General features: G+C 40.5%; 15 protein-coding genes and 1 pseudogene. 6 read left to right on the plus strand and 10 right to left on the minus strand.

Going from position 1 to position 15,006, the window contains the following annotated elements; translation table 11 throughout:
• Positions 1-123: 123 nt before the first annotated feature.
• On the plus strand, positions 124-357 hold the full coding sequence (locus I8751_RS03855) for a hypothetical protein (RefSeq protein WP_214437842.1): 234 nt from the start codon (positions 124-126) through the stop codon (positions 355-357).
• Here the strand turns inward: I8751_RS03855 and I8751_RS03860 are convergent.
• The gene (locus I8751_RS03860; RefSeq protein ID WP_214437843.1) at positions 344-667 is read right to left on the minus strand and encodes a thioredoxin family protein; all 324 of its coding nucleotides are present in this window, start codon (positions 665-667) and stop codon (positions 344-346) included. The genes I8751_RS03855 and I8751_RS03860 overlap by 14 nt on opposite strands.
• Before the next feature lie 1,743 nt (positions 668-2,410).
• On the opposite strand from I8751_RS03860, the gene I8751_RS03865 reads away from it, so the two are divergent.
• Positions 2,411-2,575, plus strand: coding sequence for a hypothetical protein (locus I8751_RS03865; protein WP_214437844.1), 165 nt, complete (start codon positions 2,411-2,413; stop codon positions 2,573-2,575).
• The gene (gene hetF, locus I8751_RS03870) at positions 2,572-5,082 is read left to right on the plus strand and encodes a cell division protein HetF (RefSeq protein ID WP_214437845.1); all 2,511 of its coding nucleotides are present in this window, start codon (positions 2,572-2,574) and stop codon (positions 5,080-5,082) included. The genes I8751_RS03865 and hetF overlap by 4 nt, the downstream gene beginning before the upstream one ends.
• Positions 5,083-5,190: 108 nt before the next feature.
• Here the strand turns inward: hetF and I8751_RS03875 are convergent, their stop codons facing one another.
• Positions 5,191-5,925 (minus strand): phytochelatin synthase family protein, encoded by a 735-nt coding sequence (locus tag I8751_RS03875; protein WP_214437846.1) that lies wholly within the window; start codon positions 5,923-5,925, stop codon positions 5,191-5,193.
• A 62-nt stretch (positions 5,926-5,987) separates the two neighbouring features.
• On the opposite strand from I8751_RS03875, the gene I8751_RS03880 reads away from it, so the two are divergent.
• Positions 5,988-6,692 carry a glutathione S-transferase family protein gene (locus tag I8751_RS03880; RefSeq protein WP_214437847.1) on the plus strand — a complete coding sequence of 235 codons (705 nt, stop codon included), beginning with the start codon at positions 5,988-5,990 and terminating at the stop codon, positions 6,690-6,692.
• 24 nt (positions 6,693-6,716) lie between these two features.
• Here the strand turns inward: I8751_RS03880 and I8751_RS03885 are convergent, their stop codons facing one another.
• The 3 genes from I8751_RS03885 to I8751_RS03895 form a co-directional block, all read right to left on the minus strand.
• Positions 6,717-7,616: a glycine betaine ABC transporter substrate-binding protein gene (locus I8751_RS03885; protein WP_214437848.1), complete on the minus strand. Its 900-nt coding sequence runs from the start codon at positions 7,614-7,616 to the stop codon at positions 6,717-6,719.
• Between the two features lie 151 nt (positions 7,617-7,767).
• Positions 7,768-8,400, minus strand: coding sequence for an ABC transporter permease (locus tag I8751_RS03890; RefSeq protein WP_214437849.1), 633 nt, complete (start codon positions 8,398-8,400; stop codon positions 7,768-7,770).
• Positions 8,397-9,155, minus strand: a complete 759-nt coding sequence (locus tag I8751_RS03895; protein ID WP_214437850.1) for an ATP-binding cassette domain-containing protein — start codon at positions 9,153-9,155, stop codon at positions 8,397-8,399. The genes I8751_RS03890 and I8751_RS03895 overlap by 4 nt, the downstream gene beginning before the upstream one ends.
• Before the next feature lie 7 nt (positions 9,156-9,162).
• On the opposite strand from I8751_RS03895, the pseudogene I8751_RS03900 reads away from it, so the two are divergent.
• Positions 9,163-9,493: pseudogene (locus I8751_RS03900) on the plus strand (hypothetical protein); the annotation flags it as partial.
• Positions 9,494-9,599: 106 nt separating this feature from the next.
• Here I8751_RS03900 and I8751_RS03905 read toward each other — a convergent pair.
• The 4 genes from I8751_RS03905 to I8751_RS03920 all read right to left on the minus strand — a co-directional run bounded on the left by I8751_RS03905 (position 9,600) and on the right by I8751_RS03920 (position 11,853).
• On the minus strand, positions 9,600-10,307 hold the full coding sequence (locus I8751_RS03905; RefSeq protein ID WP_214437851.1) for a glutamine amidotransferase: 708 nt from the start codon (positions 10,305-10,307) through the stop codon (positions 9,600-9,602).
• A gap of 31 nt (positions 10,308-10,338) precedes the next feature.
• Positions 10,339-10,911, minus strand: a complete 573-nt coding sequence (locus tag I8751_RS03910; protein WP_214437852.1) for a hypothetical protein — start codon at positions 10,909-10,911, stop codon at positions 10,339-10,341.
• A 366-nt stretch (positions 10,912-11,277) separates the two neighbouring features.
• The gene (locus I8751_RS03915) at positions 11,278-11,577 is read right to left on the minus strand and encodes a restriction endonuclease subunit S domain-containing protein (RefSeq protein WP_214437853.1); all 300 of its coding nucleotides are present in this window, start codon (positions 11,575-11,577) and stop codon (positions 11,278-11,280) included.
• A gap of 87 nt (positions 11,578-11,664) precedes the next feature.
• Positions 11,665-11,853, minus strand: coding sequence for a hypothetical protein (locus I8751_RS03920; protein WP_214437854.1), 189 nt, complete (start codon positions 11,851-11,853; stop codon positions 11,665-11,667).
• 525 nt (positions 11,854-12,378) lie between these two features.
• Between I8751_RS03920 and I8751_RS03925 the strand changes: the two genes are divergently transcribed.
• Positions 12,379-14,580: an HAD-IIB family hydrolase gene (locus I8751_RS03925; RefSeq protein WP_214437855.1), complete on the plus strand. Its 2,202-nt coding sequence runs from the start codon at positions 12,379-12,381 to the stop codon at positions 14,578-14,580.
• Positions 14,581-14,805: 225 nt separating this feature from the next.
• On the opposite strand, the gene I8751_RS29450 is transcribed toward I8751_RS03925, so the two are convergent.
• Positions 14,806-14,946 (minus strand): hypothetical protein, encoded by a 141-nt coding sequence (locus I8751_RS29450; protein ID WP_225893946.1) that lies wholly within the window; start codon positions 14,944-14,946, stop codon positions 14,806-14,808.
• Positions 14,947-15,006 lie beyond the last annotated feature (60 nt).

Genomic DNA, 15,006 nt, shown 5'->3' on the forward strand with positions numbered 1-15,006 from the left:
GGGGAAAGGGGAAGGGTTAAAGGGTTGGTTTTTTCATCCTTTACCCTTTACCCCTCTTGATGCTCCCCTGCTCCCCTGCTCCCTTGCTCCCTTGCTTTCTTTACTCCCTACTCCCCAATTATTATGAGTATCACAATTACAGGCACAATCGAACGGCGTGAACTTGGCATGGGCACTTGGGCATTAGTCTCCGATGAGGGCGTTACTTACGAAATCCTCAAAGGTGCTGACAAAAATTTACTTAAAGCCGGACAAAAAGCAAAAGTTAAAGGACAGGTGCGTGAAGATATCATGACAACTGCCATGATTGGCCCTGTCCTAGAAGTCAAATCTTTTGATGTGATTAGTTCTGATTAGCTGCGGAATTTAGAACCTCTTGTAGACGGCTTCTAAATTCTCCTTTGGGATGACCTCCTTTAACTTCACCAATAATCTGAAATTCTCCTTCTGGAGCATCACAGACAATGTAGGTAGGCCATCCCATGTCTGATTTATCGGGATATTGAGTCAGCAATACTTTACGATACTTGCGGTAGGTAGCCGTGTCTTGCATTTTCACATCAATAAATTGCAAACCCAGCTCTTCAGCCACTTTTTGGTCATAAAAAGACATTTTGTGGCAGATGCCGCACTCTTCGGAAGAAAACTTAATGACAGCTAAACTCATCTGGCTCTGCGCCTCTCTTGCATGTAGGCGATATATTTTAGCATGGCTCTTGGGAGCTAATACTTATATTGTTAGAAGTCTAAAATATGGACATTAAGCATTTTAGACGCAAAGATTATAGAAAAAATGAATAACTTGAGCAAATATTTGGGGGAATCATTCCTACATGAGTTTTCTGGTTGATCAGGAAATAAAAATTAATCAGGAATAGACTATGGAAAATTAACCAAAATCAATGATATGATTAGCTGACTTGCAAATTTTATATGGTGTAAACCCTGTAAAACTTCTGAGTAATGCCTACGGCAAATACTCCTTACGATGCAGAAAAACCAATATCTTTAAATAATTAGTGATTTGGCCAATACTACGACTTAAAGAACCTAAACTGATTTCATAGCACCAAGAGTAACCTGAAAAACCTATCGGTGAAGACGATACTTGTGCGAGTTCAAAGCAAAATTGTGTCAGCAAATTGTGACACTGGAAAAATGGTACATTATCTACGCTAGAATATTGTTCTAAACTTGCGCTAGAATATTGCCCTAAGCACCTACCAAGTGGGCAAGACATACAAGCAAAATATTTACCAAAAAAATCCCCCAGAGGGTGTTAGCCAACCAGGGGAGTTAATTATCAGGGTGCATCTACCAATTAATTGTTCTAAGATTAAATGCAATTCTCCGGATTAATCTATACAAACCGAGATTGTTTTTTTCTAGAAATAAAAAATTCCCTAGTGGTGGCAGCCAACCAGGGAAGTTAGTTATAAGGGTGCATCTACTAATTTAATGTTCTAGTTTTGGGCAGCATATTCCGGATAAAATTGTCACAATTAGTGGTGCTGTTTGTTCGGCATAAAAAAATCCCCTAGTGGTGGCAGCCAGCCAGGGGAGTTAGTTATCAGGGTGCATTTATTAATAAATAGTTCTAGGATTGGATAGCATGTTCCGGATAGAATTGTCACAATTAATGGTGCTGTTTGCTCAGCATAAAAAAATCCCCCGGTGGTGGCAGCCGATTCCGATTAGGAGAGTTAATTATCAGGGTTACGTTTATCAGTAATTGATTTGTTAAAGGCGCAATCAGCATCTTCCAGATAGAATTTTTATCAATGGAGTTGCTGTTTGCCCTAAAAAAAATCCCCCAACCAGTGTTAGCCAGTCAGGGGAGTTAGTTATCAGGGTGCATCTACCAATTAAATGTTCACGGTGCAATCATCATTTTCCGGATCAATGTCTGGTAATTGTGGTTTTGGCATTGCATAAATGCGGGATGAATTGCCGGGCTACGCCCCGCTTTGCTAACACGCAGAGGCAAGCCAGTGCGTTGGGCGGTAGTCCAGTGCTGCGGGAGGGTTAGCCCGACCCAGGCAACTGGCAAATCCGAAGGGCTATGCCGACTTGTTCGCGCAGCGTCTCCCCTTGGGAGAAGCAACTGGTGTGCAGAGAAAATAAGGAGTTTTAGATTTCAATACATAAATTTCATCCCTTAATTCAGCAATGCCGTAGTTTTTGGTCAGACTTCACAAAAAAAATCCCCAAACCAGTGTTAGCCAGTTAGGGGAGTTAGTTATCAGGGTGCATCTACCAATTAAATGTTCGCGGCATAATCGTCATTTTCCGGATAAATGTCTGATAATTATGGTTGTTGCTGTTTGCCAATAAAAAACCCCCAGTGGGCATTAGCCGACTAGGGGAATTGAAGATCAAGGTGCATCTACCAATAAAGTGTTCTATGCGGATGCTAACCAATCCGGATAAAGTTGGAGAAGCCCATAAGGCAAAAGAACTTGGTTCAGAAACATTCAGTAACGGGATGCATCTAAATTATCAAAAGGAGCGAAAAATCGACTTGAAACTTTCGCGTTTCAAACTAGATTTAGGAGGCGAACAGGAGAAATTGTGACCCAGGAATTTCATGTTTCTGTAACGCCAGTAGGGCAAAATGACTACTTGGTGCGGACGGAACGAGTCGCGCCTGGGGTGCCATTGGCAGAAGAACTGGTGACATGGCCTGTAGCTGAATGGTTAGCGGCGGCTGGACATTTAATGAATGACCCATTGAAGTCGGTGTTGCAAGGGGACGTGTTCGCCAGAAACTCTGTCAACTTGGTGGCGTTGGGTCAGCAATTTTATAACGCACTGTTTCAAGGCACTCTCAGAGATAGTTGGATTACCGCCCAAGGTATTGCCCAAAATCACCAACAAGTCCTACGCCTGCGTCTGGGGTTAAAAGATATAAGGTTAGCACGTTTGCCGTGGGAAGTCATGCACGCAGGCGATCGCCCCCTAGCTACTGGCCCTTATGTGGCTTTTTCTCGCTACCAAAGTGGGATTTTAGCGGCTTCTCGTTTTCCGTCGAGAAACATTTCAAACACATCTGAAGAAGGTGGCGTAAGAGTTTTGATGGTACTGGCATCACCCCCAGATCAAGTCCGGCTTGACCTGCTTAAACAAGAATCTATTAGATTACAAGCTGAACTGCGCCGACGAATATCACGAACTGCTGAAGGTAACGATCATCTGCCTGAAATTGAACTTACCCTACTTGACCAACCAGGACGGGAAGAATTAACCCAAGCTTTAGAACAAGGAAGATATCAAGTTCTGCACTACTCCGGTCATAGTAGCTTAGGGCCAAACGGCGGCGAAATTTATCTAGTTAGTAGCAGAACTGGCTTAACAGAAACTCTCAGTGGGGACGATTTGGCAGGCTTGCTTGTCAATAATAATATCCAAATGGCAGTGTTTAATTCCTGCTGGGGAACGTACACAGCTACTTCCGATAGTGTTGATGATACAGGTGAACGCAACCTTTCAGAAAGCTTGGTCAAACGCGGTATCAGGGGTGTTTTGGCAATGTCAGAACGGATTCCTGATGAAGTAGCACTAACCCTCACACAATTGTTTTATCGCAATCTTAGCCAGGGATATCCTGTAGATTTGTGTGTGAGTCGAGTGCGTCAGGGATTAATTTCTGCCTATGGTTCTCATCAGATGTATTGGGCGTTACCGATTTTGTATCTCCAGCCAGAGTTTGACGGTTTTCTTTGCCCGGAAATATCTTTAAATGCAAATACGGAATCGCTGAACAATTACAGACCGCCTTTGAAGATAAATCCCAACATGATGTACTCTGCTATGGCAGAGAACGATGAGATGCATTTACCAATCGAGGATATGATCCCCTCTGGTTTGCCTCATGATCCTTCTGGGCTGGATTGGCTGGGTGAAGAAACCTGGGGTGATCTTGTTGATGAAATTGAATATGATGATCCCATTTACACAGATGACCCAAGTTATGCAGAAGATTCTGCTTTAGTTTCAGATTTATTTCGCCAGTTAGATAACCAAAAAGCAACCAATCAGCAACCCCCTGTGAATGGGGAATTTCTGCAACAAGCAAGAGAAAATCATCTTCAGGGAAAAAAAGCTTCTGGGGAAATTGCTTCCCTTAATCAGCAAGTAGGGTCATGGGAAGAAGTGCCAGAAGCCCTAACCGAAACTACCCGGAATTTCGCAGGAAACGGAGAAAATTTCCATATAGCCTCAGCGCAACCAGCCCCATCGAAACCCCGCACCCGTCGTCAACGGCAGGTTATTTTGGGTATTGTAGGCGCAAGTGCGATCGCAGGAGTTATCGGTTTGGGTTGGTGGTGGCAAAATCGCCAGATGTTAATATCGTCTGACATACCGACAATTCCAACTACACAATCTCAACCCACCCAAAATAACCCTAAAATAAACTTACAGAAGGCTCCTACTGAAATTGTTACTGCCACTGCTACGGAAAAATTGAGCCAAGGCGATTTGCAACCTGGGCTTGTAGCTGTGGAAGAACTCCTCAATCGTGGCGCGCTTACTGCTGCTCAAACAGCTCTAAATTTGATTCCGCAAAAGCAAGCCGATGAGCCATCTGTGAACTTTTTCAAAGGGCGATTAGCTTGGCAGTTAGTTCAAACTGGAGACGATAAATACAGTATTGATGATGCCCGCCGTTATTGGGAAAATGCTGTTAAAGCTCAGCCAGACTCCTTTTTGTATAAAAATGCTTTAGGTTTTGCTTATTACGCAGAAGGCAATGTTAATCGAGCCAATGACTCTTGGTTAACAGCGTTGGATTTAGCGCTGAGACAACAAAACACAGCTTCTAACGCAGTTGTATCCTTCAAAGGATCAGTGCCTAGAGATGCTTTAACTTCTTATGCTGGCTTAGCTATTGGTTTGTATAAATCTGCACTGAATCAACCTGCGGCTAAACAAGCACAATATATGAAAGAAGCGATCAAACTACGCCAAATGGTGCTAAAGGATGATCCTGTAAATTTTCAAATCAATAAATTAAGTAACAATTGGTTATGGACAGAAAAGGCAATTGCTGACTGGCGATCGCTTTTACAGGAAAAGAGCTAACACCATTTCACGAAAAATTTGATACAGATATAAACCTTGAAAGGTTTACTGTATCTAAGTTCTTTAATTGCGAATTGCGAATTGCGAATTGCGAATTGTGAATTGGTATCACTTACTGACAAATATAAATCCACGCGTCTTGCCTGAGGTTGTATCAGTGGTTGCCATAGCTTTCCATAAATCTTTCGCTTTGACCCAAACAGGCGGATATTTATAACGAGAAACATCCATAATTAAAAATCTTTCTGTCTGCTCATTGTAGGCAGCTAGGGGGGAGATATGTCCACCTTTTTCTTGACCAATTTCTTTGCGTAAGTAATTAACTACAACATAGTTTCCTGGTTGTTTTAAATTTTCTGCTGTGAGTTTGCGAAACTCTTCAAAATTGGTATCAGCAGCATGATAAATCTTCACTTTGACATCATAGCTGGCGATTAATCCTCCTAACTGTTCTAAAGTCATACCTTGACGAGCAACAGCTTCAGCAGTTAGTACCTTTTTAGTTTGTTCATTACTAAAAAAATTATCTTGGGTAAAAACTCGATAGGGCTTATATTGTGGTACTTCTGGGGCTGGAATTTGCAAACTATTGAGGATCATTACCATACTGGCAACTCCACAATAAGCTTGGTTGTTTTGCGTCACAAACTGTGTGCTGAGAGGAAAAAAATCTTCTCTAGAACGACTTTCAATCAATAAATTTTCACCTTCGTCTGAGTTGAAATTAATTAAGCGAGGAGCAAGAGGTAAAGTTTGAGCTAAAACACTTCCACCAGTCAAACTAACACCAAGCAATAGAAATTTAATAAATGTTTTAATAGTCTTGATTTTGAAATTTTTCATGGTAATATCCCAAAGTTAAGTGATTTTACATAGTGTACCTCGTTATAATTATCTATATAAAAATGTTGCAACCTCTATTCCTAAGATTATTTTTAGTTGGTAGTGCGATCGCCTTTAGTTTCCCACCAATCCAACCACTCTTTGCTTCAACATTACCAAAGCAAAATTCTCAACAACCTTCTAAATCTAGACCTCACAATACAAATCAAGCACAGTTAAAACTCTACGGGGGGCCGAAAACGCGAACCCCAATAGTACAGTGGTACTTGGAAGAATTAAACGTTAACTACGACTATATTTCTCTTGACATAAGTGCTAATGAGCAGCTTAAACCTGAGTTTTTAGCTATTAATCCTACAGGTAAAGTGCCTGCGATTGTGGATGGCGATCTGAAACTGTGGGAATCTGGAGCTATTTTGCTTTATTTGGCAGAAAAATATCAGCAAATGCCTAACTTGCTAGCAGAACGTGCCAAAATTACGCAATGGGTTATTTTTGCCAATGCTACCCTTTCTCCTGCTTTATTTTCACCAGATAAACGCCAGAAAGAAATGCCCGTATTGCTAACGCCAATCAATCAAATTTTGCAAAAACAATCTTTTATTTTAGGTGAAAAATTGAGCGTGGCAGATGTTGCCATTGCTTCGTATTTATACTATGCAAAATCAGTTTTACCACTTGATTTTAGTGAATATCCTGAAGTTGTAAAATATCTGGATAGAATAGCTGCCAGACCAGCTTTTAAAAAGACTATGGATAAGCGTTAATTTTGAATGATAGTGAATCTATAACTATAGATTTTTTGTTTTGCGAAACTCCTGCACAACATCTTTAATCTTACGAAATTCTCCCTCAACTAAATAATTTAATTGCCGCATTTCATCTGCTGAAATCTGCCCAGAAAGTTGGGCGATCGCTGTTTTTAATTGGGGATATTTTTTTAAAGTTTCTTCTCGAACAATTGGTGCTGCTTCATAAGGAGGAAAATACTGTTTGTTATCTTTTAGCACTACCAAACCCAAACGAGAAATTTGCCCATCAGTGGAATTACCCGCTATCATATCTACTTGCTTTTGAACTAAAGCCCTATATATTAAACCTAAATCCATAATTTGGGGTGGTTTAGCAAAACGTAAATTATAGGTTTGAGCTAATCCGGGAAAACCATCGTTGCGTTCTAGAAATTCATAGCCGAAGCCACCGCGCCATTGGGGCGTATATTTAGCAGCTTCTGAAAGAGTTTGAATATTGTAACCCTTAGCATCTTCACCCCGAACAATCATTGCAAATGTATTTTCAAAACCCAAGCTGGGCATTACTTCTAAATTGAATTGTTGAGCATATTCTTGTTTTAATTTCTTATAAAGTACTTGTGGGTCATTAATGACTTTTTGTTTTAAAATACCAGTAAATGCTGTACCAGTATATTCAATATAAGCATCAATTTTGCCAGCTAGAATAGCATTGTGACAGACAAAAGAACCACCCAAACGAGGGCGACGAGTTACTTTTAAATTAGTGGTAGCTTCAATCTGTTGTGCTAAAAGTTCGCCTAAGATATCTTGTTCAGTAAAATCTTTAGAAGCAACAACAATATCACCAACATTACTACTATTTGAATTGAAGTTACAACTAGCGATCGCTACTACCAAGATAAAACCTAGCAAACAAAGTACCAAAAATCTTTTCATGATTTTCCATTAATTTAAATTCTCTATAGTAATCCTAAATGAGTCATGAAAATCTCCGATTACTCTCTCTGCGGTCTCTGAACCTCTGCGGTTAATTTCTTTTTCCAAATGATTTGGAACTGCTATATATATTAGCTTTCATATAAAACTTTTAATTTTTAACCTTTAATTTTTTCTCCAGCCAACCAATTCCTAAATCAGCAATTAACGCAATCACCGCCGCCGGAACAGCCCCAGCTAAAATCAATTGATTATTTACTACAGCGATACCACGAAAAATAAACACTCCTAAACCACCAGCACCAATTGCCGCTGCAATAGTTGCAATCCCAATGGCAATCACTGTGGCTAACCGCACCCCCGCTAAAATCACACTCATTGCTAAGGGAATCTCTACTTGCAACAACAATTGCCTATCTGTCATTCCCATCCCCTTCCCAACTTCTTTGATAGCTGGATCTACACCAATGATCCCGGTATAGGTGTTGCGTATAATCGGCAGGAATGAGTACAAAGTCAGAGCAACAATTGCTGGCACTACACCAATACCGCCAATTATAGGTACTGGTATCAGTAAACCAAACAGTGCCAAACTAGGGATTGTTTGCAGCACATTCGCAATACCTAAAATAGGCTGACGGAGGTTAGGTTTGCGTGTAATTAGTATACCTAATGGGATACCTACAATTATAGCGATTCCAATAGCAATACCTACTAAAAACAAGTGTTCCAGCGTATGTTGGAAAATTTCTGAGGCGTACTTAACGAGGAAAAAGTCTTTCATAAATTGTCTTGCACTGAACGCAGACATTGAAGAAAAGCAATGCTTTCTGGATGCTGGGATTCCACAAATTCATTCTTTGTAGCTAATACAACCAACTCTCCTCCATACATTAAACCAATTCTTGACGCTAAAACAAAAGCTTCTTGAATATCGTGGGTGACAAATACCACTGTCTTGCCTAATTCTTGTTGTAACCGTCGAAACTCTTGTTGCAGTTCTAACCGTGTAATCGGATCAAGTGCGCCAAAAGGTTCATCCATCAATAACATTGGCGGATCTGCTGCTAACGCCCTCGCTACCCCTACCCGTTGTCTTTGTCCTCCCGAAAGTTCATGGGGATAACGTCCAGCGAATTGTGCCGGCTCTAAGCCTACCAAGTGCAACAATTCATAAACCCGTGTTTTAATTTGTTTAGGTTGCCAAGCTTCTAAAGTTGGAACTAAACCTACATTGCGTTCCACAGTGAAATGGGGAAATAAACCAGTTTCTTGAATTACATACCCAATCTTGCGCCGCAGTTTAATTTCATCCCACTGCGTTGTAGAAATGCCGTTAAATAATACTTCACCTTGGGTAGGTGTGAAGAGGCGATTAATTAATTTCATTGTTGTAGTTTTGCCACTTCCACTGCGGCCGAGTAATACCAAGGCTTCTCCCTGGCGGATGGAAAAGTTGAGATTTGATACTAAAGGGCGGCGATCGCGGCTAAATGTGACATCACGAAATTCTACAGTGATTTGCTTATCTTGTTGCATAGTTTACTGGCTAGTACTCTTTGGATTTATTGCAGGTTATGCTTTCAATTTTTTAAATGGTATCGAAATCTTTCCTGTAGTGAGTATTGGCAATCATCTGATTGGCGGACTTTTAGGAGGTATTTCTGGTGCGTTAGGCGCTTACTTTGTTGGTGGTGGTGTAGTGTAGGTTTAACTGTAGGTAGTGGCGATGCCCTGCCTTATCGAATCGCCTGAATCAAGGTAAATATTTGATTGTGGTTAAAGGTACTGACGAACTAATTCGTCAGGCAACTCGTGTGTTGCGCCAATTTGAACCTGAAAATATTCAAGGTTACACAGAACCAACAGGTGCATAGATAACACGATTAATATAGCGATTTTCATAAACATGAAATACACCACTTTCATCTCTAGCCCCTTTTCCCCACCAAAGTGTACTGCACACAACCTAGAAGCGCTATGTTAAACGAGTGTTTTTAACCAAGCATTCCATAATTTAAAAGCTTGAATTTCTAGCCTAGAAGCATAACGTTTTGTATCTAATCTTAGTTGATTGACACTTACATCAGGTGTGGAAGCAATTTCACTAGCATGACCAATGAACCAACGTTCTAAACCACGAGCAGTTACCTCTGGGTGAAACTGTAATGCTAGGCAATGTTTACCCCATGAAAACGCTTGATTTGGATATTTTGAGGTAGAAGCTAAAAGAGTAGAGCCATTTGGCAAGTCGAAAGTATCTCCATGCCAATGCAATACAGATGTTTCATCAGGCGCTAAATGAGCTAGGGGGCTATGTTTACCTGCTTCACTCAAATCTATGGGTGCCCAACCAACTTCTTTACCCTGAGTGCCAGGATAAACTTTTGCACCCAATGCACTCGCTATTAGTTGTCCACCTAAGCAAAGTCCTAGAGTTGGCAAATCTAGATTTAGCCGTGATTCCAAAAAATTTAGCTCGTCCGACAAGAAAGGATAGTCAGATTCATCATATACACCAATTGGCCCTCCTAAAACAACAACAAGATCAGCAACCAAAGGATCAATCTGCATGATATCGTCATAACCCGCTTCAATATAAGTTACAGCATAGTCATGTTGCTTTAGAGCAGGTGCGAGATTTCCTAAATCTTCAAAGGCAATGTGTCGAATAATAATTGCTGTTTTCATATATCACAAATCAAATTTGAATTTACTAACTTTACGCATACTTACGTACTACAACTTCAAAATAATCACATAATTTATTGACCAAATCTTCCATTTCCTTGAAAAAATAATCTCCGACTTTCTGCCGATTTAAGATTTTGTATTTACGGTATATTTTGGCAAAATCATTATAAATTTCATCTTCTAAAACATTTGATTTAATTTTAATCATCAACCGTTTACCCTCATCGCTATTTCGCACATAGTCAAACAAGGCGCTAATTTTTAATTCAAACTCTTGAATACGTTCTCCCTTTAGGTTTTCTTGCTCGTTACGGACTTCAATGATAGCTAAAATATCAAATTGATAGTCATTGCTGCTTGGTTCTTTGCCTTGGGCAACTTTAGTTATTTTCTTTTTCTTCGGTTCTGGCTCTTGGGTTTTGACTTCGATAATACCAATTTGATTATCAAAATAAACCTCGATTGCATCTTTGATATCATCAGTACGGTGCAGCCTATTATAGATTTTATTATTTGCCTTAATATACATCCGGTTATCGATGTTCATGTTTAACATTTTGGAGTCGATTTGGCTGCGGAGTAAGCGATCGACCACAATCATGATTTTGTCATAATGGATAACTGTAGGCTAGATGGGATGGATTTAAAGTTGCGTTAGCGAACTGCAGGTTATCGCTTGGGTGCGTAAGGCATGACTTTTTTACCTCTGGCTGTGGTCGGTGAGGCGGATTATCTGGTGACGGGCGATCGCGATTTACTCAGAGCCTATTTATAAAGTAAGGGTTTGGATTTAGAGATTAAAATAAAGTTAGCAAAGAGAGGGTTTACTTAATTAGAAGGTTCTATGATGACTTTACAAGAAATTATTAATTATATTGAAAGTTTGCCTACAAAAGAACGGGATTATTTGTTTGAGTTTCTCCGTAAAAAAAAGGAGGAATCTAGAGAAGATAATTTTTGGCAAGGATTACAAAAATTTAGAAGTGTAATTCAAAGCGGGGGGATTATCTTTACTGATGATGATAATTAGGGTTTTGCGGAGTTCTTTGAGTTTTTCAATTTGGGTGTTGATGGTTTGGATTATTTGGTCAATTTGGGCGGTTTTGGTGTTGAGGTAGTCTGCGATCGCTTTTTGTTCGGTGAGTGGGGGAAGCTTACCTTCTGTTGCATCCACCCCCAACAGGTCTTTTGTTTCCCCATCAAAACCCCGCAGGTAAACTTCAAAGTCCACCTCAAAGGATTTATCATTTTTGCAGATATCCTTCAAGGTTTGGTTCTTCTCGAAAATATAAACATTATAGCCCTACCCTTTATCCACAATTAGCTCGGTCAAATCTGACGGTGCAATCTTTGCTCATGCCGCTTCGCCAATCTCCGCCTTTAATTCATCAAACATCCTCACCAAGCGGCTTTCAATCATCACCAGGGCAAAAAACGGCATCATACAGGATGGCCATTCCGATTCCTTGATGCCACTACCCCGCAGCAAATCAGCAGTTGCCCAGATAGTTGATTCGTATTGGAGAATATTGTTGACACTCATGCAGCAGTTTTTAGCTCAAGGGTAGAAATCAGTATATCGCGGGTTTCCCTCATAAATGACTGCCGCGCAGAGAGGATAAGGAGTTTTAAATTTCAATACGTACAATTTCATCTCATGATTTAGTAACGCCGAAAAAACTAAATTAGTTGATAGCATTCTAAATGTTTCATGTCTGTAAAAATGAACACAAAAAATTGAATATTATGCATCAATAAAAAATATCCAAATCAAGTCAAGTTTGATAACTGTAATTTTCTAAAACTGTTGTTATTACTAAGACAATAAAGTAATCTATATAGCCTAGACGGTAAGGAAACAGGGGGTTATATCTGTGTTGTTATTGATTATTGATCTCGTAATTTTAATGCGCGATCGCTCTATTTACTTCTACCACTAACTGCAAGACCAATCTGTTTTATAATCTGTAAATGCCCGCATATTTTTTTACTAATCTGTAGCGGTCAACAGCCATGTGTATGAGAAGCTGTGCCTAGGCTGTAATACACTAACGTTGAGGAATGCACAATGTTAAATAGCTCAGGGTTGTATATTCTACTAGTCAGCATTCACGGCTTAATTAGGGGTAAAAATTTAGAATTAGGACGAGATGCCGACACAGGCGGACAAACGAAATATGTGGTAGAACTCGCTCAAGCCTTAGCCGCAAACCCACAAGTAGAACGTGTAGATTTAATAACTCGTTTAGTTAATGATCCAAAAGTTAGCTCCGACTACGCTCAACCTGTAGAAGCTCTTTGTGACAAAGCCCAAATTATTCGCTTGAACTGCGGCCCGCGTCGCTATCTTCGCAAAGAAGTTCTCTGGCCACATTTAGATAACTTTGCAGATGAATTACTTAAGCACCTACGCCTAGTAGGAAAATTACCCCATGTAATTCATAGCCATTACGCCGACGCTGGATATGTAGGTTGTCGGGTTGCTGGCTGGTTAGGTGTACCACTCATACATACTGGTCATTCCCTCGGACGGGTAAAACATCTACGAATGTTAGAGCAGGGAGCCAAACCAGAAACTATTGAAAACAATTTTCATATTAGTACACGAATTGAAGCTGAAGAAACCACTCTCGCAAGTGCAGCGTTAGTCATCGCCAGTACCAATCAAGAAGTAACCCAACAGTACGGCATTTACGATCATTATCAACCACAACGAATGGTTGTAATTCCTCCTGGTGTAGTACTTGAGCGCTTTTACCCAGTCCCTCAAAATTGGCAGGAACCACCAATCTATGAGGAATTAAAACGATTTCTCATAGACCCTCAAAAGCCAATTGTGATGGCCTTATCTCGTCCGGCAATGCGTAAAAATGTCAATACACTTGTCAAAGCATACGGTGAAGACCCACAGTTGCGGCACTTAGCAAACCTAGTTTTAGTGTTAGGCAACCGAGATGACATTACGACGATGGAATCAGGCCCACGTCAGGTACTTACAGAAATCTTTCAGTTAATAGACCGCTACGACCTTTACGGTTACATTGCTTATCCCAAACACCACAGTGCAGATGAGGTTCCTGAACTATATAGATTGCTGGCAAAAACACGGGGAGTCTTTATTAATCCGGCATTAACCGAGCCATTTGGTCTCACTTTAATCGAAGCTACAGCTTGCGGTGTGCCAATTATCGCTACATCTGACGGTGGCCCACGAGATATTCTGGCAGCTTGCCATAATGGGATGCTAATTGACCCTCTCGACATTAAACAAATCCAAGATGCTCTACGAACGGCATTAACTGATACCGAACAATGGCAACGTTGGTCTACAAATGGTTTAAATAACGTCCGACAACATTTTTCTTGGGATAGTCACGTAGAACAATATCTCGAACAGGTGCAGCAGTTGCCGCAACGAAGAGTTCAATCTCTGCTTAGTCCTTTGCCGCAAGCACCATCCAGCCGTTTGCCTGATTGGAACATACCCGAAAAAAACCGCTTACCAACCGCAGATCGTTTTCTTGTTTGCGAAATCGATAACACTTTATTAGGCGACCAAGAAGCCCTGCAAAAATTAATTGAGCGACTGCATAGTGAAGGTCATACAACCGGGGTAGGAATTGCTACTGGACGAAACTTGGCAAGTTCACTACAGATGCTGGAAGAATGGCGGTTTCCAATGCCAGACTTGATGATTGTATCAACAGGTAGCGAAATTTACTATGGGCCTCAAGTAGTCACAGATACAAACTGGCAAAGACACATTAGCTATCGTTGGCAAGTTGATGAGGTTCGCAAAGCTATGGAAGAACTACCAGGAGTAATGCTGCAACCTCCAGAAGTTCAAGGTAAGTTTAAAGTTAGCTACTTTATTGATGAAGAGAAATCTATGAGTTTCAAGGAGATCATGCGTCATTTACGACGGCGGCGGCTCCACGTCAAAGGAATTTATAGCCATAATATGTATCTTGATCTGTTACCAATCCGCGCTTCTAAAGGAGATGCAATTCGTTATTGTGCTTTGAAGTGGGGACTACCAATCAAAAGATTTTTAGTGGCAGGTGCATCGGGTAATGATGAATCAATGCTAGCTGGGAATACGTTAGGTGTGGTTGTGGGCAACTACAGCAAAGAAATTGAAAAATTGCGTGCTTATCCACAAGTTTATTTTTCTGAAGGACAGTATGCCTGGGGAATTTTGGAAGCACTTGATCGTTATGACTTTTTTGGTAATTTATATGCGACAGAAGCGGAAATGATGGCAGTATGAACTTTCAATTTTTAAGTTAAATCTAGGTAAAATTAGTGTTCAGCGAACAATAATAACTGAACACTGATTGACAAGTTTACCAATGCAAAAAGCTCCTGAACCACCTAATCGCCTCACTTGTTGTTTGTTCGTTTGCAATTTGGAGGCGTTGCCGCACAACTTCTGAAACATTAGGAAAATACCTGCTTTCTGTAATTACATAATTTTCACCCTGCAAGCCATAAACTAATAGTTGCTTTTTATGCGAGGTGAACTGCGATCGCCTAGTTGCTGACTCAGCACTTGATAGTCTTGCCAAGATCCCAACATCCTTACGACTGTGCCAGGTGGCAACTCGATTCTTTCAGGTGTAATTACAGTATGCATATTCGCCTGCCTTGAGAAACTTTACTTTGGCTATACCAAAACGGTAGATTATTTTTGGAG

Source organism: Atlanticothrix silvestris CENA357 (assembly GCF_016056295.1).
Lineage (GTDB): Bacteria > Cyanobacteriota > Cyanobacteriia > Cyanobacteriales > Nostocaceae > Atlanticothrix > Atlanticothrix silvestris.